Annotated in this window: 16 protein-coding genes and 1 pseudogene; 4 read left to right on the plus strand and 13 right to left on the minus strand. The window is 38.3% G+C overall.

Going from position 1 to position 23,838, the window contains the following annotated elements; all coding sequences use genetic code 11:
- Positions 1-80: 80 nt before the first annotated feature.
- Positions 81-530 (minus strand): DUF3598 family protein, encoded by a 450-nt coding sequence (locus tag SAGCYANO_RS35595; protein ID WP_202224353.1) that lies wholly within the window; start codon positions 528-530, stop codon positions 81-83.
- A gap of 849 nt (positions 531-1,379) precedes the next feature.
- On the opposite strand from SAGCYANO_RS35595, the gene SAGCYANO_RS35600 reads away from it, so the two are divergent.
- The 3 genes from SAGCYANO_RS35600 to SAGCYANO_RS35610 all read left to right on the plus strand — a co-directional run bounded on the left by SAGCYANO_RS35600 (position 1,380) and on the right by SAGCYANO_RS35610 (position 6,717).
- On the plus strand, positions 1,380-4,487 hold the full coding sequence (locus tag SAGCYANO_RS35600) for a pentapeptide repeat-containing protein (protein ID WP_202224354.1): 3,108 nt from the start codon (positions 1,380-1,382) through the stop codon (positions 4,485-4,487).
- A 1,574-nt stretch (positions 4,488-6,061) separates the two neighbouring features.
- Positions 6,062-6,298, plus strand: a complete 237-nt coding sequence (locus SAGCYANO_RS35605) for a hypothetical protein (RefSeq protein ID WP_202224355.1) — start codon at positions 6,062-6,064, stop codon at positions 6,296-6,298.
- Positions 6,295-6,717 carry a putative toxin-antitoxin system toxin component, PIN family gene (locus SAGCYANO_RS35610; protein ID WP_202224356.1) on the plus strand — a complete coding sequence of 141 codons (423 nt, stop codon included), beginning with the start codon at positions 6,295-6,297 and terminating at the stop codon, positions 6,715-6,717. Before SAGCYANO_RS35605 ends, SAGCYANO_RS35610 begins: the two co-directional genes overlap by 4 nt.
- A 295-nt stretch (positions 6,718-7,012) precedes the next feature.
- On the opposite strand, the gene SAGCYANO_RS35615 is transcribed toward SAGCYANO_RS35610, so the two are convergent.
- The 3 genes from SAGCYANO_RS35615 to SAGCYANO_RS35625 all read right to left on the minus strand — a co-directional run bounded on the left by SAGCYANO_RS35615 (position 7,013) and on the right by SAGCYANO_RS35625 (position 11,853).
- A complete protein-coding gene (locus SAGCYANO_RS35615) occupies positions 7,013-8,530 on the minus strand; it encodes a GMC oxidoreductase (protein WP_202224357.1) in 1,518 nt (505 codons plus the stop codon).
- Positions 8,531-9,152: 622 nt separating this feature from the next.
- The gene (locus SAGCYANO_RS35620) at positions 9,153-9,767 is read right to left on the minus strand and encodes a heme-copper oxidase subunit III (RefSeq protein ID WP_202224358.1); all 615 of its coding nucleotides are present in this window, start codon (positions 9,765-9,767) and stop codon (positions 9,153-9,155) included.
- A 511-nt stretch (positions 9,768-10,278) separates the two neighbouring features.
- On the minus strand, positions 10,279-11,853 hold the full coding sequence (locus SAGCYANO_RS35625; protein ID WP_202224370.1) for a cbb3-type cytochrome c oxidase subunit I: 1,575 nt from the start codon (positions 11,851-11,853) through the stop codon (positions 10,279-10,281).
- On the opposite strand from SAGCYANO_RS35625, the gene SAGCYANO_RS48485 reads away from it, so the two are divergent.
- Positions 11,792-11,926 (plus strand): hypothetical protein, encoded by a 135-nt coding sequence (locus SAGCYANO_RS48485; protein WP_255502841.1) that lies wholly within the window; start codon positions 11,792-11,794, stop codon positions 11,924-11,926. The two genes, SAGCYANO_RS35625 and SAGCYANO_RS48485, sit on opposite strands and share 62 nt — an antisense overlap.
- A 635-nt stretch (positions 11,927-12,561) precedes the next feature.
- On the opposite strand, the gene SAGCYANO_RS35635 is transcribed toward SAGCYANO_RS48485, so the two are convergent.
- The 9 genes and pseudogenes from SAGCYANO_RS35635 to SAGCYANO_RS35680 all read right to left on the minus strand — a co-directional run bounded on the left by SAGCYANO_RS35635 (position 12,562) and on the right by SAGCYANO_RS35680 (position 23,152).
- On the minus strand, positions 12,562-13,467 hold the full coding sequence (locus SAGCYANO_RS35635) for a cytochrome c oxidase subunit II (RefSeq protein ID WP_202224360.1): 906 nt from the start codon (positions 13,465-13,467) through the stop codon (positions 12,562-12,564).
- A 123-nt stretch (positions 13,468-13,590) separates the two neighbouring features.
- Entirely contained in the window at positions 13,591-15,042 is a 1,452-nt protein-coding gene (iscB, locus tag SAGCYANO_RS35640; RefSeq protein ID WP_202224361.1) for an RNA-guided endonuclease IscB, read from the minus strand.
- Between the two features lie 272 nt (positions 15,043-15,314).
- Positions 15,315-15,980 (minus strand): DUF2231 domain-containing protein, encoded by a 666-nt coding sequence (locus SAGCYANO_RS35645; protein ID WP_237397009.1) that lies wholly within the window; start codon positions 15,978-15,980, stop codon positions 15,315-15,317.
- The gene (locus tag SAGCYANO_RS35650; protein WP_202224362.1) at positions 15,917-16,417 is read right to left on the minus strand and encodes a DUF2231 domain-containing protein; all 501 of its coding nucleotides are present in this window, start codon (positions 16,415-16,417) and stop codon (positions 15,917-15,919) included. Before SAGCYANO_RS35650 ends, SAGCYANO_RS35645 begins: the two co-directional genes overlap by 64 nt.
- Before the next feature lie 857 nt (positions 16,418-17,274).
- Positions 17,275-17,700, minus strand: coding sequence for a hypothetical protein (locus SAGCYANO_RS35655; protein WP_202224363.1), 426 nt, complete (start codon positions 17,698-17,700; stop codon positions 17,275-17,277).
- Between the two features lie 2 nt (positions 17,701-17,702).
- The gene (locus tag SAGCYANO_RS35660) at positions 17,703-18,191 is read right to left on the minus strand and encodes a hypothetical protein (RefSeq protein WP_202224364.1); all 489 of its coding nucleotides are present in this window, start codon (positions 18,189-18,191) and stop codon (positions 17,703-17,705) included.
- 191 nt (positions 18,192-18,382) lie between these two features.
- Positions 18,383-19,454: pseudogene (locus tag SAGCYANO_RS35665) on the minus strand (YheT family hydrolase).
- 2,369 nt (positions 19,455-21,823) lie between these two features.
- Positions 21,824-22,096: a hypothetical protein gene (locus SAGCYANO_RS35675; protein WP_237397010.1), complete on the minus strand. Its 273-nt coding sequence runs from the start codon at positions 22,094-22,096 to the stop codon at positions 21,824-21,826.
- 156 nt (positions 22,097-22,252) lie between these two features.
- Positions 22,253-23,152: a class I SAM-dependent methyltransferase gene (locus SAGCYANO_RS35680; protein WP_202224366.1), complete on the minus strand. Its 900-nt coding sequence runs from the start codon at positions 23,150-23,152 to the stop codon at positions 22,253-22,255.
- Between the last annotated feature and the right edge of the window lie 686 nt (positions 23,153-23,838).

Below are 23,838 nucleotides of genomic sequence, written 5' to 3' on the forward strand. Positions count from 1 at the left end.
CACTCCCCACACTCCCCACACTCCCCATCTCCCCATCTCCTCATCTTCCCTCCTGACTCCTGACTCCTGACTCCTGACTCCTAATTTATGACTCTTTCTTCTTTAATTATTGTCCGCTTAACTATTTGATGATTATTAAACCAATGCCAAGTTCTAGCGCGATGATTATTATCGGGACTAATATTAATCATTTCATAGATATAGAAATCTGGCATTCCTTTATATGTAATCCACAAAATAATTGTTGAATCATCTACTTCCCAAGCATAACCATCCAACCTTTCTGTATCAAACCAAATCTTTTTATCTCGATATATTCCAGGAAATTTATACTCTTCTTTTTTACCATCTTCCCACTCATAACGATTAGTTTGAAAATAGGGATATTCTCCATTATCTGGAAATTGACAAGTTAAATGAGAACTATGGCGATCGATAATATTTCCCTCATTATCTAATATTGTATATGTTCCTTTCCAATCTCCTTCATGGCGCACTAATACGGGCATTTCTTCTCTAATTTTGGACATAATCTAACTCCTGATGGGACAAAGATAATTATGTTATAGCAGAAGGAAGAAGGAAGAAGGAAGAAAGAAGAAGGAAAAGTATTATGTTGTCTGAGTTTTAGAGCTTCTCGATCTGTCCTAACCTTTGCTTCGACTGCTATATATCATGTTTGGTTGAATACTTATACTTTGAAAGAAGAAAGGCAGAAGGAATTCCCCCCTACTCTCCGAGTGAAAGCTGTACTTTACCGAAATATTGTGGTTTAAAGCCTCCCCTTTTAAGGGGATAATAAATAAAAATTTTCCTGTTCGTCAATCCTCTTGTTTTCAAGGAGAGGTAATTCGCGCATTCTAAATTCGCGCATTCTTGAACCATAAGTCTTGAAACCCTTGTGGGGAATAGGGGAGTAGGGAACCCACCCCTAACCACTCCCAGGAGGGGAAGATTGTGGTTGGGTTGATCCAGGGGATAAGCTGCGAAGATCGTCCCTCAACCAAACCTACATCTATGTGCAACATTTAAGATAAGAGGTTGTCTGAGAAGTCTCATTTGCTACATCAAAGCCGCCTAAATCCCCCTTTCAACAAAAAGCACAGCATCCTCTGGCTTCCCCCGATCCTGCGGGGGACGGGAGGGGGATTAATAAAGGGGAACTTTTACCAGCTAATGGATTCTTGTTCCCCCCAGAATTGGGGGGTTAGGGGGCAAAATTCAGTATTAAACAACTTTTCAAACATCCTCTAAAGCAGTCTATTACTGGACTTTTATGTACTGATAACTGATAACTGAAATGATATCGGGAATTTACAGAAATTTAACTGTAGATATACAAATATATTGGGCAACAATTAAAGGAAGAAATATTAACTATGGCAAGTAAACTCTGGCGGAATATTTGGCGAGTTCTCAACACAGAAATAGAATTGAATTTATCTGAAACTGTTAAAGGTGGAGTTGAGTCTGGTAAGGCTGTTTTGGAAATAGCAAAAGCTCTACAAGAAAATAAGGATGCTAAAGAATTAAAACCTTTTATTGAAAATATTGATTCACTTTTGGATGTGTTAAATTCTCCCCTGGTAAAAGTTGCTGGGGCGGGTTTACCTTTTTTGCCTATTGCAACTGGAATTATTACTTTTATTATTGAAAAAACTCGTCAAGAGCCAAGTTTAGAAGATGAAGTACAATTGGTGGCTCAGGTGGCTTATTTAGAAAGTTTAAGAAGATTTTTAATAGACCATCCTGAAATATCAGAAAAGCTGACAGAAACTGAGGCATCGAAGGAGGTACAAAAACAAATAAAAAAAGTGGATAAAGAAATAGATTTTAATGAACAAGATGCTAGGAATACTTTAATTTGTTTCTATGATTCACCTTTGAGGAAAAATTTTAATGAAATTTTGGTCAAACGCTTGAAAGAATCTGGTTTAACTCAAAATCAAGCCAAAATAGTTACTGAAAGAATTTCTCGCAATACCCACCGTTATATGAAAGAAGCAGTGGTGGAGGTGAAAGACAATGCTAAGAAATTAGCGGGAATTTATGGGGGTGGTTGGCAGCAAGATTTGGAAGTTTATGGCAGTATCGATAAATATTTAGAGAAGAATATTGCTACTAAACCAGACGAAGAAGTATTTGATGAAAAATTCACTTTTCGGCAGATTTATGTGCCACTAAAAGTTAAACCTGTTAACTCTAATGGGGAAATTAAAGAAAGAGCAACACCCCAGAATATTGAGGAGTGGGCAAAAACAATTTTGCTGGATGAAAAAAAAGACAAACAGGTGTTATTTATTCAAGCAGGACCGGGAAGAGGAAAAAGTGTATTTTGCCGAATGTTTGCCGACTGGGTACGTCAGGAATTACATCCTATATATACGCCGATTTTAATTCGGTTACGGGATGTCAGAAATTTTGCAGCAAATATTGATGAAACTTTAGCTGATGCTGTGGGTTGGGATTTTGTTACTAGCGATATTGGTTGGTTGACAAACCACAATACTCGGTTTCTGTTTTTGCTGGATGGGTTTGATGAATTGTTGTTGGAACGAGGTGCTAGTAATGAGCTGAAAGTATTTTTAGACCAGGTGGCACAGTTTCAGAAACGGGCGGCAGAAAATAAGGAGCGCAGTCATCGGGTTTTGATTACGGGTAGACCTTTGGCACTTTATGGAATTGAAAGGTTGATGCCTCCTAATTTGGAGCGGGTGAGTATTTTGCCGATGGATAACGAGGTTCAGCAACGGTGGTTTGAGAAGTGGCAGACTATTGTTGCGGAAGAGGAAACAGAAAAGTTTCGGGAATTTTTACAGAGTCAAGAATGTCCGGAGCAGGTTAAGGAGTTGGCACGGGAACCACTTTTATTGTATTTGCTTGCTGCAATGCACCGGGATAAGCAGTTAAAAGTAGAGATGTTTGCTAATGCTGATGTTGGTGGGGCAAAAGTCTCGGTCTATGAGCAAGCATTGGAATGGGTGTTGGAGAAGCAGCGAGTAGAAGAGGGTAAAAATATTAATCCGGAAATTACGAAGTTAGACCCAGAAGATTTAGAAATTTTGTTGGCAGAAGCGGGGTTGTGTGTGGTGCAGTCTGGTGGAGAATATGCTGCAATAAAAATGATTGAAGACCGATTGGTGAAACAGGGATATAAGGAGTTACAGGCGTTAATTGAAAAAGCTAGGCAAGATAAACGAGAGGATGGATTGAAAAATGCTTTGGCTGCGTTTTATTTGAAGTCGGCAGCAAAGGCGGAAAATTCGGTGGAGTTTTTCCACAAGAGTTTTGGTGAGTTTCTCTGTGCAAAACGGATGGTGGAAAGTCTGGAAGATTTGGCGGAGAAAACGAAAACTGGGAAGCGACGTAAGACTTATGTGGTATCTGATGAAGATCTGGAATGGCGGGTTTACGATCTGTTTGGTTATGGCAGTCTGACTGTGGAAGTTGTGGAATATTTGATGGCGTTGTTGGTGAAGAGTGAGGTTGAGTTGGTGGTGTTGTTTGAGCGGTTACATGGGTTTTATCTAGACTGGAGTGATGGGAAGTTTATTGAAGCGACGGAGGAAACTTTACCTCAGAAGAAGGGGAGGCAGTTGCAGCAGTGGGGTATTGAGTCTGGGCAGCGTCGGGTGGATATTTATACGGGGTTGAATGTGATGATTTTGTTGTTTGAGCTGCATCGTTATGGGAAGTCTCAGGAGGAGTTGCGGGAGCAGTTGCATTTTTATCCTTGTGGTCAACCTGATAGTGAGGATTTTGATCTAAGAAGATTACTGCGAATTATTGATTATAGTCAATGTCTTGGGAATGGTGCTTTTGGGGAAATAGTAGGTAGTTTTCTTAGTGGTGCCGACCTCAGTGGTGCCAACCTCAGAAATGCAGACCTCAGTGGTACCAACATCAGTGATGCAGACCTCAGTGCTACTAACCTCATTCGTGCCGACCTCAGAAATGCAGACCTCAGTGGTACCAACATCAGTGATGCCGACCTGATTCATGTCAACCTCAGAAATGCCAACCTCAGTGGTGCCGAACTCAGAAATACCTACCTCAGTGGTGCTGACCTCAGAAGTGCCAACCTTAGTGGTGCCGACCTCAGTGGTGTCAACCTCAGAAGTGCCAACCTTAGTGGTGCCGACCTCTTTGTTGCTGACCTCAGTGGTGCCAATCTCAGTGGTGCTGATTTCAGTGATACTGACCTCAGAAGTGCTGATCTCAGCGGTGCCAACCTCAGTGAGATTAACCTCTTTGTTGCTGACCTCGGTGAAGCTGACCTATTTGATGCCGACCTCAGTGGTGTCAACCTCAGTGATGCCAACCTCAGTGGTGTCAACCTCAGTAATATCACATGGGACCAGTATACTAAATGGTCAAATGCTATCGGTTTACATGAAGCAATAGGAGTTCCAGAAGAGCTACAACAAAACCCAGAATTTGTCGCAGCGGTTGCTCAGTTGGAAGCAGCAAGTCAGGAAGAAGAGTAGCTTGTAGGTTGGGTTTACGAAAGGAAACCCAACACCAAGATGTATCTGTTGCATTGCCCGAAAGTCTCGTATTAGGGAGTTTCCACCATGAACAATTTTCCTAAGAAGACCTTAAGCATTAGATTATATCAAATCCGTTTAATTCGGTATAAAAAAATGTTCTATCTTCAACAATTACCAAATATTTCTTGATTTCCCCCTAACCCCATCTCTCCATCTCCCTACCTCCCCATCTCCCCACCCTCCCCACACTCCCCACCCTCTGATTACACGGATGCTACCGGATTTGATATTATTGGTGCGGGGGCGGGTTCACCAGGTCCTGGGTAAAACCATTAACTTAACGCGGAACCCGCCCCTACCCGGTGCACCATTTTAGATGTGTCAGTCTACTACTGAACTACTAAACTGATTTTCACGCTTATTGATGTTTGATTTAGCTATTGGACAATAGTTAGGAATTGCTAATTCAATCTAAAAATATTTATAGATAAAGGTTTGAGCATTGATTTTTGAAGTAGCCTTCTCACATCTGTTGTGCCAGAGCGATCGCTGATTTTCACGTTGATTAATGTTTGATTTATCTATTGGACAATAGTTAGCCTTGCTGATTCAATTTAAAAGTTTTGAAAGATAAAGGTTTGAGGATTGATTTTTGAAGTAGCCTTCTCACATCTGTTGCGCCAGAGCGATCGCTGATTTTCACGTTGATTAATGTTTGATTTATCTATTGGACAATAGTTAGCCTTGCTGATTCAATTTAAAAGTTTTGAAAGATAAAGGTTTGAGGATTGATTTTTGAAGTAGCCTTCTCACATCTGTTGCGCCAGAGCGATCGCTGATTTTCACGTTGATTAATGTTTGATTTATCTATTGGACAATAGTTAGCCTTGCTGATTCAATTTAAAAGTTTTGAAAGATAAAGGTTTGAGGATTGATTTTTGAAGTAGCCTTCTCACATCTGTTGCGCCAGAGCGATCGCTAATTTTCACGTTGATTAATGTTTGATTTATCTATTGGACAATAGTTAGCCTTGCTAATTCAATTTAAAAGTTTTGAAAGATAAAGGTTTGAGGATTGATTTTTGAAGTAGCCTTCTCACATCTGTTCCACGAAAGCAAACGCTGATTTTCACGTTGATTAATGTTTGATTTATTTATTGGACAATAGTTAGCCTTGCTGATTCAATTTAAAAGTGAGCATTGATTTTTGAAGTAGCCTTCTCACATCTGTTGCGCCAGAGCGATCGCTGATTTTCACGTTGATTAATGTTTGATTTATCTATTGGACAATAGTTAGCCTTGCTGATTCAATTTAAAAGTGAGCATTGATTTTTGAAGTAGCCTTCTCACATCTGTTCCACGAAAGCAAACGCTGATTTTCACGTTGATTAATGTTTGATTTATCTATTGGACAATAGTTAGCCTTGCTAATTCAATTTAAAAGTTTTGAAAGATAAATGATGCGGAAGTTGAAGCAATGCTTGAAGAACGTTTAGTGGAGAAATATTTAAAATCTTGAGTAAAATACATAATATAATATTTAGATAAAAGCAATTTGAAGGAATAAAAATTATGTCAGAACTAGAAGAATTAAGAAAAAAAGCTCTGAATTTATCAGTGAGCGATCAACTTTTATTACTCAAGGCCATTACAGATTCTTTGAATGAGGAACTTCGCCCTCGGCCAGATTTACCTCCTGATTTTGTAGACAGGATGATTGGGATAGCAAAAACAGACAGTCCACCTCCAAATGATGAGGAAGTTGAAGCTATGCTTGAAGAACGTTTAGTGGAGAAATACCTAAAATGAGAGTTTTAATAGACACAAATATTATTTTAGACTCTTTGCTAGAACGGGAAGCATTTGTTCAGGATGCGAGGACTTTATTAACAGCTATTCAATCTCATCAAATAGAAGGATATGTCACAGCAACAACTTTAACTAACATTTTCTACATTGTCAGAAAACAAACTAAAAGTCTTGAACGAGCAAGAGAAGCTGTTTCTATGACATTAGCATTAATGAAAATTTGCAACGTTGATCGTAATATTTTAGAAACTGCTTTTGCTTCTAATTTGAGAGACTTTGAAGATGCAGTGCAATTAGCTTGTGCTTATGCTAAGAATGTTGATGCTATTATTACTCGCAATGCTGATGATTTTGTTGGTGCAAGTCTGCCTATTTTGTCAGTTCAACAGTTATTTGAACAGATGAATAATGATGGATAATATTATGTTTGGTTGAATACTTATAAATAAATGTTGTGAGGAGTCAGGAGTCAACCCACTCCGGTGGAGGGGAGGGGAAGTCAGGAGTCAGGAGGAAATATGGGAGAAAAAGAGGAAATATTGGAGAAAAGTAAAAATAATTTCAGTATTTCTCAGGACTTACGCAGAGACTCTACATATAGAGAGGGCGAATACCATTCGCCCCTACAGATGATGGTTTAAAAGTCAATTTGCGTAAGTCCTGACTAACTCAGAGATTAATTTTGACTTTTGACTTGTGCGTAGCACTATATTATTACTGTAATCTCTCTTTTAAATGTTCCCCTACCCGCAGAGCATTAGCAATAATAGTCAATGCAGGAGTCACTGCCGAACTTGATGGGAAAAAACTACTATCCACAACATATAAATTATCCACATCGTGGGTACGACAGTTAATATCCAAAACCGATGTTTTTGGGTCTTCCCCAAACCGACAAGTACCACATTGGTTTGCTACAACTTCAATGGGAACTTCCCCACGGGGATAAATACTGCCACGCTTCAAGACAGAATTTCCAACCTCTTTGTCTACCAACTTCAATACATCCATCCAACGATGTACTAGGCGATCGTGTGCTTCCCAGTTATTGGGAGTGTAATGGAAAAACAACTTATCCCCTTTGACTTCAACTCGGTTCTTCGGGTCTGGTACTATTTCCGAATGCACCCACCAACCAATGGAACGCAATGCTAACTGCTTCAACCCAAACCCAGGCATCGCTTTTGCTAACACAGATAAAATTGGTGGAGACTCAGCAAAAGTAATATCTTGCAGCAAACCACCTGTATTTTCTATGTGACCCATGGGATAGGAAAAATTCTCATCTCCCCAATAAAAATCATTCACACTCACACTTCTGAGAAAATTCCCAGAGTTTGGTTTAGGACTAGGTTGCACTACGGCAGTCATCAGATGTTTCATCAGGTTGCGTCCCACTTGTCCGGAACTGTTTGCTAAACCATCGGGATGCTTTTCATTAGCAGAACGTAATAGTAATGCTGCTGAATTTACCGCTCCACAAGAAAGTACGACAATATCCCCAAAAAATAGAAATGATTGTTTGCCAATTTCTACTTCTACTGCTTTAACTGTGTTACCGGATGAGTTGGTGAGTAAACAGACTACTTTTGCATTAGCTTTAATAGTAATGTTAGGAGAGTCGAGCAGTGGTGCAATACCGAATACTTCCGAGTCTCCAGTGGGGTCTTCCTCTTCACGGGTGAGAGTTAATGGTAAAGTTTCTGGATGTAAACCTTGTCCGGCGATCGCTTCTACAACTTTTTTAATTTCTGGGTCGTGGTCAACTGCGGGATAAGGATATTCTGCACTGTGGGTAGGTTCCGTTGGGTCTTTGCTAACTTGACCGTGAACTTTATAAAGTTTTTCTGCTTCAGTATAATATGGTTCAAAGTCTTTGTATTTGAGACACCATTCTGGAGAAATTCCTTCTTGATGTTTTACTGTTTCAAAGTCTTTTTCTCGCATCCTAATTAGAGCAGCGCCATAGATTTTGGTATTGCCACCTACGGCATAATTTGTCTGAGGAGAAAAGGGTTCGCCTGCGTTGTCATACCAATTTTCGGGGGCACGATAAAGTTCTTTTTTGAAGATATCAACATGAGCCCTATTTTGAATTTCTAGGGGCATAAAATCACCCCTTTCTAAGATGAGTATTTTTTTTCCGGTACTAGCAAGTTTAGAGGCTAATGTTCCTCCTCCTGCACCTGTACCGACAATAATTACATCATAATGTTGGTCATCAATAATCATTTTATTCTTCCTTTAATAATTTTTTTGAGATGTATTGAAGAAATCAAAAGTCAAAAGTCAAAAGTAAGATTTTATAACGCTACTTAGTGGTGGATAAGATAGAGTTTCTTGTTGTCAAGATTCTGTTTTCTTGAAAGTTATTTGAATATTTGAAATAGACATCTCCAAAAATAAAAAATAAAATCAAGTCTTATCCATAAATTATCAATTATTCCCCTCCTGGGAGAGGTTAGGGGTGGGTTCCCTGTTCCCTATTACCTCTTTTGGAGGAGATATCTAATTCTTTGGATAGAGCGCTACACAAAAAATTTATTCTGACTCCTAACTCCTAATTAAAGTTATGTGAGTGAATGAGATGCTCACACTCTGAATATTTGAAATTCTTTGGATAGACCGCTACACAAAAAATTTATTCTGACTCCTGAGTTCCCCTCCCCTCCTCGGAGGGGTTAGGGGTGGGTTGGGAGGGGTTAGGGGTGGGTTGGGAGGGGTTAGGGGTGGGTTGACTCCTGACTGCTACAGCAAGGAACGAGTTGGTGTTTAACTTACATTGACGATGAACCTGAGACAGAAATTACCACTGTTCCCTGTTCCCTGTTCCCTGTTCCCTGCTATAATTATTTCACTGCCAAATATAAATCAGGATAAACAAAATAATCCAAATCACGTCAACGAAATGCCAAAATAAAGAAGTAGCATTGATGCCAAAGTGACCGTTATCATAGTTACCAGGAATGAAAGAGCGACCCAACATAATACCCTGTAACAAAATACCCGTCATAACGTGCAGACCGTGAAAACCTGTCAATAGATAGAAAGTTCCACCGAATACTCCCGTTGTGAAACCAAATTCTAGACTATTCCATTCAATACCTTGACCCACTACAAAGTAAGTTCCCATTGCCATTGTGGCAAACAGAAATATGCGAAACCAAGTCAAGTTATCCTTTTCTAAAGCTTTTTCGGCAAAATAGATAACGAAACTACTCGAAACCAAAACTACTGTATTAATAGCAGGTTCTCTAACTTCCAAACCAGAAATACCAGGTGGCAACCAGTCAGTGGCACTTGTTTTGTAGACAATATATCCGACAAAGAAACTCAAGAAAATTACGCTTTCCGAAAGTAGGAAAACGATAAACCCGAACATACTATTACCTTCTTCGTCGTGGGTATGTTCGGCAACTTCTGAATGCAAAGGTTCCTGTAGTTGTTCTGATGCGATCGAACTATCCATGTTTTAATTCTCCTTTTAATTTACTGGTTTTATCCTCATTATTCTCTGTCGTAGTTGCCGTAGGTTGGGTTGAGGAACGTTAGCGGAGCTTATCCGTAGGATAAACCCAACAGTTATATCATGTCCGGATAATTAGTGATGAAAAAACTTACCCTCTTGCTTAAACAGTAAATCTTTCTATTTTCCCCTCCTGGGAGGGGTTAGGGTGGGTTCCCTACTCCCCTACTCCCCTACTCCCCGCTCCCCTACTCCCCTACTCCCCTACTCCCCGCTCCCCTACTATCTTAATAATAAGTATTCAAACGGACATGATATTAGGTGTAGTGTCGGTTGGGTCGAGTTTTGTTGGGTTGCGCTGTCGCTTAACCCAACCTACTGGACTAAATTTGAGAGGAGCGAGAATCTCCTAACCGCCCTGACTACTGCTATATTACAGACAGATATTTTTGTTGGGTTGCGCTTTCGCTTAACCCAACCTACGACTACTGCAATAACTGATAACTGTTAACTGTTAACTGATAACTGCATGATGTCCGTTGGGGTCATTAGAAGTCAAAGGTTCCGACTTACCATAACCATAAGGTTCAGCAATAACTATCGGAATTTCTTCAAAGTTCTCAACATCTGGTGGAGAAGAAATCATCCATTCTAAACCGATCGCTCGCCAAGGGTTAGCAGGTGCTTCCTTACCTTGTATCCAGGAACTCACCATATTTAAAATAAACGGCAAAGTAGACATTCCTAATAAAAACGCCCCAAGACTGGCGACAATATTCCAGAATTCATACTCAGGAGCGTAGGATGAAACTCGACGCAACATTCCCTGTAAACCCAATGGGTGCATAGGTAAAAAGTTGAGGTTAGTGCCGATGAATGAAAGCCAAAAATGCAACTGACCCAAACCTTCATAATACATTTTCCCAGTCATTTTAGGGAACCAATGGTAAATGGCAGCATACATTCCCATTGTTACCGTACCGTAGAGAACATAGTGGAAGTGACCCACGACAAAATAAGTATTATTAACGTGAATATCTACCGGAACAGCAGAGAGCATAATGCCAGTAATACCAGCAAACACAAACATTACCAACCCACCCAAAGCAAACAACATCGGAGTATTCAGTCGAATTTTTCCTCCCCAAATAGTTGCTACCCAAGCAAATACTTTAATTCCAGTAGGTACAGAAACACACATAGTTGAAAGCATAAAAATCAGTCGCATCCAGGGAGGAGTACCACTCGCATACATATGGTGTACCCAAACCAGACCACTTACCGCAGCAATGAGCATTGATGAAATGACTACCACTTTGTAACCGAATAGTGGTTTGCGACTGTAAACTGGAAAGATTTCGGAAAAAATACCAAAAACAGGCAGAATAATCACATAAACTGCGGGGTGGGAGTAAAACCAGAAAAAGTGCTGGAAGAGAACCGGGTTACCTCCATTAGCAGGATTAAAAAATCCAGTTCCCATTGTGATATCAAATAGTAACATCACTGCACCTGCTGTCAGTGCTGGCAGTCCGAACAATTGAATAATCTGAGCAGCAAATACTGTCCAAACAAAAGCTGGCATCCGGAAAAATGTCATACCAGGCGCCCGCATTCTCACAATAGTTGTGACAAAATTAACCGCACCCATAATGGAGGAAACACCGGAAATAGCTACGGCAAGAATCCATAGTACCTGACCGTTGATTAAATTACCCGTGGGATTTTGTATACTCACGGGAGGATATGACCACCAACCTGACTGTGCAGGACCACCGGGAACAAAGAAACTGGCTATCATCAGGACACCAACTACTGGCACCATCCAAAATGCTGCTGCATTCAGACGGGGAAATGCCATGTCTCGCGCCCCGATCATTATGGGTACGAGATAGTTTGCCAGACCAACTAAAGATGGAAATGTCCACAGAAACAGCATGATCGTGCCATGCATGGTGAACATTCCGTTATAAATGGTGCGGTCTACGAGGTCTGATTCTGGTGTCATCAGTTCGCCGCGAATTACCATGGCGAATATTCCACCTACTAGAAAAAAGAGGAAAGAGGTGACTAGATATTGGATACCGATAACTTTGTGGTCGGTACTAAAGCTGAAATATCGTCGCCAGTTAGGCGGTTGTTCGTGTTCTGGTTTTCCGTGACATCACCGATGCCGTCGATTGTTATTTCTTTCATAGAATATTTTTTTCCTTGAGTATCTAGATTTAAATTTCTGTAGTGGCGCGTCAAGCTTGAAATAGTGTTTTAGGAAAATTCTCCAAACTTTAGTCATAGCAAGAATTATACTAAAAAATTTAATACATCATTTTCAGCTTGACGCGCTAGTAGTAGACTGACACAGCTAAAACTGTGCAATAGATTTTTATTTCTAGTTGTCTTTATCTCTTCTACTCCCTACTCCCCACTCCCCCACTCCCCTACTCCCTAATGCACAATTTAAGGTGTGTCGGTCCAGTAGGTTTGGTTAAGGGTCGCGCAACCCAACAAAACAAGTACATAATTTTAGGTTTGCTTGCTTAAGTATAAGTTGGGTTAAAGGTAGCTGTCAGACAACATAACATCTATATGATTTTGGGTTTCCGTAAACGTCAACCCAACCTACCTTACTACTGATGCTGTCGATGGTTATTTCTTTCATGGAATAATTTTTTTCCTCGATCTCTGCAAATAGTCTCGCTCCTGTAAATGTTAAATAATTGCCTGAAACTATTGTCTTATAAAAGTTTTTAGCCGCTCGAGTCTAATTTTTGACTTTTGACTTTTAACTTTTGACTTCTTAACTATGATAGTTAACAACAGGAGGTGCAGCGGGTTTAACAGTAGGCCAACCTGCTTCCACTGGTGCTGTTGATTTTTCAATATATTCAGTGGTTGCCTGATTTGCTGCGGTCGAAAGTTCAGTATTTGCTGCTGTGGCTAACCAACTTTGATAATCTTTAGCAGATTCCACTACTACATCTGCTTGCATTGTGGCAAAATAAGTACCGCTATATTGGGAGTCAGTTAGACTATATTTGCCGACGCGAATGGGAGTAAATTCAAAATTTATTGAATGGTTGGGAATAATGTCTTGCTTCAGTCGGAATGCTGGAATATAAAATCCATGAATTACATCCTCTGAATTTAATGCTACCCGTACTCGCCGATCTGCTGGTAGATGTAGTTCGGTGCTAGTAACACCATTTTCTGGGTATCTAAATACCCAAGACCATTGTTTGGCAATAACTTCAATTTCTTCTACAGGTTCAGTTACGGGTTTTAGTGGGTCTGCAATGGCTGATTCCATTTCTAATGGTGTATGCAGATGTACTAATTCCATCGGTCCCTGAATTCCCATTTCTTTATAAACATTGTAGCTATAAGCAGCAATCCAAAATACTAGAAAAATTGGTATTGCTGTCCAGACAACTTCTAGGGTGATGTTGCCTTCAATGTGGGGTCCGTCGCTGTAGTCATATTTGGCAGCGCGTTGGAAAAGAACTGAATACATTAGAGTTCCAGTTACCCCCAGAAAGATAAATGTACCGAGGGTGACAAGAAAACTAAATAAGTCATCAATTAATATTGATTCTGCTGCTGCTTGAGGTGGAAGCCATGAATATGATAGGCGTCCAACCCCAATACTAACAGCTGTTAAAACGAGAGCGATCGCTCCCAATGTCAAAATAGTCCGGATTTTCATCTAAAATAGTTGCTGGAGACCTACACTATAATCTATGATTTAGTGCTAGGGGAAAGCAACCAGCAAATAAATTACTTTCCTCCAATAAATTAGAACAATTAAATTTGTTCTCTATCAGTACCATTAAACTTTTTCTTTTTCCTTTTGACTTTTGCTTGTACTTTGCTTTGCAACGCTAACACCAACAGTAGTTAACTCAGAAGTATCAAACAAATTAAGTTGAATTGGAGTATCTAAAACTTTAACTACCTTCTTGACAAAGTTAGTACTTTCCTGTTTAACTAATTCACCAAAACTATAAATGTATCCATCTGATTTATGGATGATTTTACAATACTTATAACTAATTTCTTGCACGGTTTCAGTTTGAGTTTTGATATTAAAATTGCCAGTCTTTCTAACAGCAACTCGACCAACATAAGTGCCAATCTTTTTACCTTTAGTAACAACAGCTTTGACAATATCTCCAGTTTGAAAACCATAGAATGATTTCTGTCTTAGTTTAGGCTTTGTTTTAGGAAAACCATATTTATCTGGCTTAACCATTTGTCTATTACCTCTACCCATAGCTTTGATTATTAATGGCTGATAGTTACTAATATTTAAACTATCTGGGGTAGAAGTACCAACACAAGCAGCATCAGTCCAATGAGATTTACTAATACCATTACGTTTCCTGTTGTATTTAGTTAAACCACCAGAGCCAGTCTCTATTTCTAATCCAGTAGATTCTAAGACTAATTTCAGTTTCCACCTAGTAGCATTAACAGCAGCAGCATCAGCTAAAGGTAACTTTCTTTGCTTATTTATTAATGCTAGTAATTTAGGTCTGTCTGACAGGAATTCAGTCGGTAATCTAGCTCTTTTATTTTGATTGCATTGAACACAACTAAGAACTAAATTAGATACTTTGTCACTACCTCCACGAGACTTAGGGTGGAAATGGTCTAAATTAAATACAGCTTCTTTAGTCCCACAATAAACACAAGTGCGATTAAACTTTTCAAGTAGATATTCTCTAACCTCATAACTAAATAACTCACCTTTTTGATATTCAGTTCCTTGTATTTCTGGATTAACTATCTTCTGGGTATCAAACTTAACTAATTCCATTGATATTGCTGAAACTGGAACAAGTTTGATTAACTTATCAACCCAAGATTTAATGTTTTGAACTCTACTAATTAAGCTAGGTGCCAACCAACCATTCGGTCTAGTTCTATTGAGAAACCGAGGTTGACGATATCTGGTTTTACGGTTTCTACGAAAACGTCTAACTTGTCTACGTTTAATTAATGATTCAGATATTTGAAAGCCTCTATGTTCAAGTTCAGCACACCAAATTATATTAGAATTTGATAGCAAAGCTAAACCAGTGAATTTTGCACCGGGGTCAACCTTAATTCTGTAATTTTTTGTGGGTTTTGATTCCGACTTCAAAATAATAGTAAATGGATAGTTTCTAAATACTGCTGCTTTACCTTCCGATAATAATTTTCTGGCCTTAGCAGGATGAATTGGGTCACAAGATACTTTGTTATTATTTAGAACAAAAACTGAATTTTTGTTTAACATAAGAATCTCCTATTGCTAGGGTAATGTCCAACTTGTCAATGTTATTTAAGCTTTTTAAGGTGGCCACACTTCCAATAGCCAAATAAGATGTTTAATGACTACCGATAGAGCAACAAACTGTTGGAGCATTTGCAGGTATCGTGACTTAAATAACGTAGTGAATGAACACTTAGACGGGTCAACTAAGACTTAATTAGAGACTAGCCCTATCAAGCCTACACTATATTCTAGGAATTAGTGTTGGGTCGTTGACATCAAAATACCCTACTAAATTACTTAAGCACTTGGTTGGGGTTTTCACCTAATTTTAGCAATGCATCAGCAGTATTATGTACTCCAAACTCAGCAGCTAACTGTGCTCCCAGAGTCCCATGAACATACATCAAAAACATGATGAATAAACCCACTGCTAAATAACTCCACTGCACTTGTTGGAGTTTGTCCTTAGACCATATATAGCGTTGAAATCCTCTCCAGATTGTCATCCCCACAATAAAAGCCAACAGGAACACACCACCAACACCATGCCAGATCATAGTATCCATTGCTCCGAATCCCCAGGCACTTTTTAGCTCTGCGGATGGTCTCGCTAGCATGATTTCATAAAACCCTGCTGCTACCGTGAAAAATGTAATTATTGATGAGGCGAGCATATTGTACCAACCTACATCAAAAAAATTAGAACGGGTAGTCGATATTGCTAAAAGTTTAAAGACTGGTTTTTGTAGAGGAAAGAGTATTCCCACGATATCAAAGGCGATCCCCATAATAAACAAACCTAAAGTCAGATGAACTAAATTAGGATGAATTGGGATACTGTATGGGAGACCATTTGCCCCTAATTGAGAACTCAAACTATCTATTAATTCTGGGTTCATTGTAAAATTCCCTCCTCGATCGCTTCCACTACTGGTACTGTATGTAACCCATATACCCAAACCAGTTTATCTCCCAGATATACCTGGAAGAAAACTATACTTACTAGCACCAACCCCAATCCCAGATATGGCATCGGCAGTTTTTCTGTATTGTTTGAACGAATCACATACCGCCAACCAGTAAGTGCAGCAATGATTCCTGACAGAGACCAACCAATCAAGGTATGTAAATTTAAGACTGGTTGGACTGCTTCGTAGGGTTGTGCCAGACCTGCTTCAAACTGACCAAATATTATGGCGATAAAAATAGAAATTGTGGCGAAAAACATATTCCACCAGCTTACTTCATATAAACGGTAATTATGAGTAAAATAACCAATCAGATCGCATACAAAAGCAAATAATACCATCGCTATTACGAAGTGGACAACGATGGGATGTATTGTATCTGGATAAGGCAAGTAATGATCGTTTAATGGTGGTAGATACTCCCACATAGTCTTCTCCTTCGATAGATAATGTATATATGCCTGAAAAAAATGTCAACTTGACAAGTTACCACAGGCAAATATTTTCATCAATTTTTTCTCACAACATTCTAACTGAATTTATAAAATCTGTGTGTTTTTACCGTATCAATTCTCACAGTTTTTCTACAAACATACTCAGTTTTTTTCTTTAATCAAAGTGAAAAAGTAATGTAGTCAAGACAACATTATTTTTTTCAGATTTTACTGTTTGTCATAATTAACTAAACTATTCTTATTCTGAAAAGGTAAAAGATATCATAATCTGTATGTCTTGCCATCCTTAGAATTACAGATATTTTCTGTCATGGCTATGTATCTTAATTTCAAAAGATTATAGATATTTAATTAGAGGGATTATAACCGGATTTTGTATTACTAATACTTGACCTCAACTCTATAAAAGCTAGATATTTAATTAAAATTTAATATTATGATATTTTCAATCTGACTCAAATCCTGTAACTAAATTTACAGAAAAATTTAATGTTTTTTCAGCAAAATCAGTCTTGCTTTCCAGAGTTTTTATGCTAAGTAAGATTTAAAATTTAATATTAGTAATGTCTTTCAATTACCAAAAAAATTGTATCATTGGGGCGAGTTCACCTGATTTATACAGGACTTACACACGAGGCACGAAAAAGTAGCGTTTCAGATTGCTTTCCGTTCCGGACTGCTGCGCAAACCCTGTCGGTCGCAATGACGGAAATACGTTCTACTGCGTAAGTTCTATTATACTTAAGCCTTGATATTAAAGTGGAACCAGCGCCTACTATTGCAACATTTTAGGTGTTTCAATCCAGTAGGGTATGTTACAACGCAAGGCTTTAACCAACGATCGCAGCAGTCACAATAATAACTATATTTACCATCAAATAAGAAATCCAGGTGATATTGAAAATAGGACGATAGCGATGGTTACGCAATACCTCTTGATCTCCATGCTGTAAGTTAAAATAAATTATTACTACAGCAGTTACTAAAATATAAATCATTGCCGTGATGTGAATCGTATCAACCAATGTCAGACTTTCAGCTGTACCTAAAAATGACTCTAACACTCGTCGATTAACCACTATAGTAAATAAAGTTCCCGCCAGTAAACTAGCAGCACTGGAAGGTTTTAGACCATATGCTAAAAGTGAAATGGCATAGGTAATATAAACAGGAGCAGTAATTTTGAAAAAGCTAATTAATGAGTTTCGTTTAAGCTTGATCAAAATAGACAAACGAGAATATCCAACTGTTCCCATTTCTAGTAAATTTGGGTCTCTAAAGTTTGTTTTATACTCTTTTTTTCTTCTGTAACGGTAAACTTAGTAATCTTCCAATCTTCAAAAGTATCTTTGTCGGTTTTTGACTCTTTTGTGTCTACTTCATATTTAAAATCTGAATCTGCTTTACTGGAATGTTCTATTATGATCTGCAATTCGTGACGATCAAATGGCAAGTTCTCTACGTTCCAATTGTGTCGGAAAGTGCCTTTAATTTTTACTAAAGACCAACCACCGTTTGTTTGCACTTGACTACGTTTGACTTCCTTAGCGTTGATAAAATCTATATTTTCTTCTTTTAGTGGCTCTAAATCTGCTGATGGTGATGGGCAAACGCTCCACAGCCATAAATCAGCACCGAAGGAGTTGTTTGGTAAATCAAAGTCATGCAGCGACATTATATATGTACCCATTTGACAAGTTTTTGGTGTTTGGGTTGTCTGTGCGATCGCTGGTGAAGTTTGGCTCAAGAGTAATAAACTGACAATAGATATTAGTATTATTCTGAATCTACAAGCGAAGAAATTCCAGACTGCAAAATTGATTTTTTTTGGGAAAAATTTGACTTTCACGATCGAATCATCCTATATTAATTGGCTAAATATTGACGACAAAATAAGTTTCAGGAATTAGGAATAAGCCCCAATTCCTGACCGTTAAATTAGACAGTAACTGAAGTAGTTAATGTTGACATTTCATTTTGTTTAATCCATTCAAAAACTCGATTCAATGCCCACCAAACATCAGGATCTTGAGCATGAGCTTGACAAGATTTACTACTAATATGAGCCACATGACCACCATAACGAGTTAACATTAAATCAATGGCAGAATTACTCTCACAAGCAGTTTTTAAATCTGCTCCAATTGTTGGGTCAAATATGGGGTCATCTTCAGCATAAATAATCAATGTTCGTTTTTAAATGAGGCAAAAAATATAGAGGACTTGTTGCTTGATAGTAAGCTTCTACTGATGAAAATCCTAACTTTTCAATAATAAATTCTTCATGAAATTTCCAGATACAATCTGCTCGTTCTATTGCCTCTGGAGCGATAAAATCTGGATGATTTTCATTAATTAACCGAACTAATTTTTTGAATTTTTTAGTAATTTCTTTATCTAAGTGCCTTCCTAAAGGAGAACTATCTAAATAAGACAGAGAACGTTGAGATTCTAAACTAGGACAAATAACTGCACACCCACTAATATCTGTTTCAGCTAACCCTAATTCTGGAGCCAAACTTTCTGCTAATTTTGCACCCCAAAGCGCTAGTTGTCCTCCCAAAGAATATGCAGTAAACCAAAAATTAGGTGGACAACCCATTGCTTTTGCTTGAGCAGCAATATGAACAAAATCCTGCCCTTCATAAATGCCATCTGAAGTTAGAGCTTGTGATAGTAATGCTGTCTTGCCATGGGCACGCCAATCAAATAAAATAACGGCATAACCTTGAGCATAAGCTTTGCGTCCTAATAGTTTTAAGAACCATTGATTATCTAACTCTCCTGTAATTCCATAAGTCCCAATAATTGTACCTTTTGGGTTTTTTGGAATAGCCATCCAGCCAAAAATTGGCACATCATTTGCTCCCATAAAAATTTTCTCTTGATAAGAAGGCTTCGGAAATGTAGTAGTTTCTTCCCAAAAACGGGGTATCCAAAAGGCTGCATAAAGGGTCATTGCTAAACCATTTTTCAGGAACCACGGAGGAGTATAAGAAGGATAACCCATAGATAAATTTTAATCTGATAAAACTTAAATTTGTTGATCAGATAGTATATCAGTTGGCGATGAAATTTTATAATCCAGAATTTTTCGGTGCTCAATGCTTACTTTTCCCATACTTTTAATTATTTGAAATCTCTCAATTGCTTTTTCCTCCTTTAAAAGTAATAAAGCTGATAGCTTATAGCTGACCGCTGTTTGCGCAGCATGACCTAGGAAATGCTTACCGAATTATTAATAATTAATAATTAAATAATTCGCGCCTTGAAGCCTCCCTTGATCGGGAAAAAGCGGTCGAGGGATGGCGCCATTCGGAGCGGCTCTGTCAAGAGCGGGTTTCCTCGCCATATCCAATCGACCAAGAGAAGAAATAATATTTCCTTATATTCAATTCCGTAGCGGTTTTAACCAGAGGTAATTATCAATTATCCATTATCAATTATCAATTAATGAAATAACTGGTCTTTATAAATAATTCAACCACAACTTACCGAAAAATTCAGGTATAAAGCCTCTCCATTCATGGAGAAAAAGCGGTCGGGGGATGGCGCAATTCGGAGCTGCTCTGTCAAGAGCGGGTCTCCTCGCCATATCCAATCGACCAAGAGAAGAAAAAAAATCCTTTGATCCAATCCTCTTAAGTTTATAAGAAGAGGTAATTCTAAATTCTTAATTCTTAATTCTTAATTCTTAAACTCAATGCTTTTTATTATACTTAGCAAACCAGTCATTTCAGTTATCAGTTATCAGTTATCAGTTATCAGTACCTTCTACTGAATTAGAAAGCTAGGAAAATCCCATATTTATAGGTAATTTAACCACCATTTACCTGGATGTTTTTTCTTGCAGCGGTTTTCATTTCTGTAGACCACAGTAGGGGCGAATGGCATTCGCCCTTATACCAAATTCAAAAAAGGTCGCTACAGTATTAATCTCAAAACTCCTACCAACAGAATAAAGCACTGTAACAGTATTTTTTGAAAATGGTATTACTTACAGGGTTTTGGTTATGACGATGTGGTTTATCAATCAGCAAAAGTTCTGTATACTTAGCAAACCAGTCATTTCAGTTATCAGTTATCAGTTATCAGTTATCAGTACCTTCTACTGAATTAGAAAGCTAGGAAAATCCGATATTTATAGGTAATTCAACCACAATTTACCTCGATGCTTTTTCTTATACTGAGCAAACCAGTCACAGATAATGTATAAAAGGAAGGTTATTAACAACCAAATTAGATAAACAATTGGTAAATCATACCCAAATGCTTGTGGTTTCCAACTGATGCCTACTTGGGATACGGACAGAAAACTATTAGCCGTTGGCTGGATGAGATTATTACTTAAGTACCATAAATACAATAACTAAATGTAATTTCATAATAAATAATCAAAATTACATACAAAAAACAGAGAATTGTAGCACCCATCATAGCCTGACACTTGGATATAATATTGCTTATCATTAAGACTAAAATTAAAATAACTTCAACTAAAGTGGCAATGAATAAAGGCTGGAAAAAAGATTCTATCAATTGCATGAAAGATATTATTTGAGGGAATTTACATCGCACATAAGCTATAGTAAACATAGAAGTAGGTCTTAGTCTTAGAATTCCATGGGCTGCTGAAATTTTTTCAGAACATATAAATTACCAATAATTATTACTATTGTAAATATAATGGTCAGTACAATAACAATTTTTCTGTAATTAAAACGCATCAGCTTTTCCTTGAGTGATTGGTAATGGTATTTTATTGCAACTAACCAGGGTGAATATAGAACCCATTTGGGATATATTTAGGGTTTGCTGAAAAAGTCTTATGGGTGAGGGTAGGAGACAGCTATACTGGAGACAGCTATACTGGAGACAGGAGAAATGGGAACGAGCGAGAAGGTAGGAGCGGGCGTTTTGTCCCAAGATTGTTCTGCCCAACTATGAGCCTAAAATACGCTCTTTCTTTGAGCATCAAGAGCTGAAACAGGTACACTTTTTTTGACCTGAAAAAGGCACTTATCTTTATATGTCAATGCTTTTAGATTTAATCAGCAAGCCCTATTTAAAAATAGAGGAGGAGTAGGGGAGTAGGGGAGTAGGGAGCAAATTTAAACCTGCAAGGGAAGCTACCAAGTGCGACTAACCGTCGCGGGGTCGCATCCGCTTGCCTCCCCTATTCTAGTTTCTGAATTTCCACAACTTGATCAGACTGAGGACTACAGCAAAAAGTACATACCGCGTGCAAAGATACGGTTAGGGGTTCTATGAGATAATTCCCTAATAAATTTAACTAATTCCTGCCAAGATCAACTCCGAAACTCCGACTCAACATTTCCCTTCCAAAGAAGAAATTGCTGCCTTAGCACTACTACATTTTTATTTTAGATTCTCTATAACTCTCAGTATTCTAGTAATGTAATCAGTTCGCCATTGCTCCCGTTCCTCATTTACTTGTGCATCTGGTTGATAATTTTCAATGTCTTCAGAGGAAATGATACCTTTAGCTACTAATAACTTTTCAATCGTGTCTAAGCGTTCCCGCAATACTGATACCTCTCCTGCTAATGCCATTATTATTGCCAGTAATTTATCGTTATCTATATTATCCAAATAAACTGGTCGTTTACCTTTTGCTTGTTTAGGAATCATCTTTTTTTATCTTTTTTATTAGACATCTCCAAAAATAAAAATAAAATCAATTATCGTACAAAAATTATCAGTTCTTCCCTCCTGGGAGGGGAGGGGCGAGGGGTGGGTTCCCTATTCCCTATTCCCTATTCCCTATTCCCTCTTTTCTGGAGAGGTCTATTTAGTACCAACAATAATGAATGACTGCATTCCATTACTTTGTTCCAGCAGTGTGTTAATGAGGTTATCTCTCGAAAAACCTGCTTCCCTTGCTACAGCTACTAAATCTAAATCCCGCATGGCACTCCAGAAAGGTTCATTATTATTAGTTGTTTCTTCATCAGAAATGAACGCAGTATATAAATCTAGATGACGAAACAAACGCGCATCTTGATGTATCATTATTCCACCTGGAGCTAATAAACGATAACTTTCACGGAAAACATTCCGAATTGCTGGCACAGGTATTTCATGTAGCAAAATATGACTTACCACCAAATCAAATGATTCATCTGGGAAGTTAGTCTTCTCAGCATTCTGTTGGCTAAAATGCACCCGTTTTCCTAAAGACTCTGCTCGTGCATGACTATAACGTAATATGGCAGGTGCTAGATCGATACCATAAACTTCAGCATTTGGATAAGCATCTACATAAGGCAAAGTATTAGCACCCACCGTACAACCCATATCTAGAATTTTCCCTGGTTGAAAATTTGGGTATTGCTGCTTCAAGAATTTATGAATAACCGTTTGACCTCTGACATCCCGAAGAGATTTAGGGTTTCTGATGGCAGTATAAACTCCCAAGTCATAAATAGCACCTGCCGCTACGTCATCTTGAGTGTATTCGCTATTGTATCCTCCAGGCATACAATGGATATCTACAGCAGTTTGGTAGGTGGGAATTTTTAATTCCGGGTTTAGGGTAAGTGTTCCCAAGGGTTTTTCCCTATCTTTGGCACATTCCACCAATTTTGGTAGTTGACGTTCGACAGTAGTAATTACTGATTCCCACATCATTTCTTGGGTAATACGTTTGCAGCTACTGTACCACTTATAAGATGGTTGTTGCTGCATTTCCCGCCGAATTTCATAACGATCTTTAGGGGTCGTTGATTTTCTTTTTCAAATTGTGGTTTGACAGTCTCTTGGTAAACCAACTTTAAGTCATTTCGCATTTTTCCAAACAGATAATTTCTGAAACTTTTAACAAAGTTTTGTCGTGCTAACTCATCGTGATTTGCTTGTGGTATCATAGTATGAGCTGATTTTTTGTTCATAATTTTGTCTTAGTCAGGACTTACGCATAATATCATGTCCGGTAGCATCGGTTTCATTAATTGATAATTGATAATTACCTCTGGTTAAAACCGTTACGGAATTGAAAATAAGGAAATATTATTTCTTCTCTTGGTCCATTGGATATGGCGCAGGTTTCGAGCCATCCCACCCTTCGGGAAGCTCCGCTTTTTCCTTCGGAATGCTACGCAAACATGTCGGCGATAGCCGTTAGCGGAGCTTTGCGCCAGCAAAACGACCGCTTTTTTCCCTTAAAAGGGAGGCTTTATACCAGAATTATTTAATTATTAATTATTAATTATTCGGTAACTGTTGGCTATAATCTGGTATTATCTATGATGATATCCAATTATCTATGTTACAAAAATAACTTCTGACTTCTGACTTCTAACTTCCTTAAAGGTTGGGTTGATCCTACGGATAAGTCCGCTAACGCTATCGCTCTACCCAAACTACAAACTAAC

It is taken from the genome of Okeania sp. KiyG1 (genome assembly GCF_014132355.1).
Lineage (GTDB): Bacteria > Cyanobacteriota > Cyanobacteriia > Cyanobacteriales > Microcoleaceae > Okeania.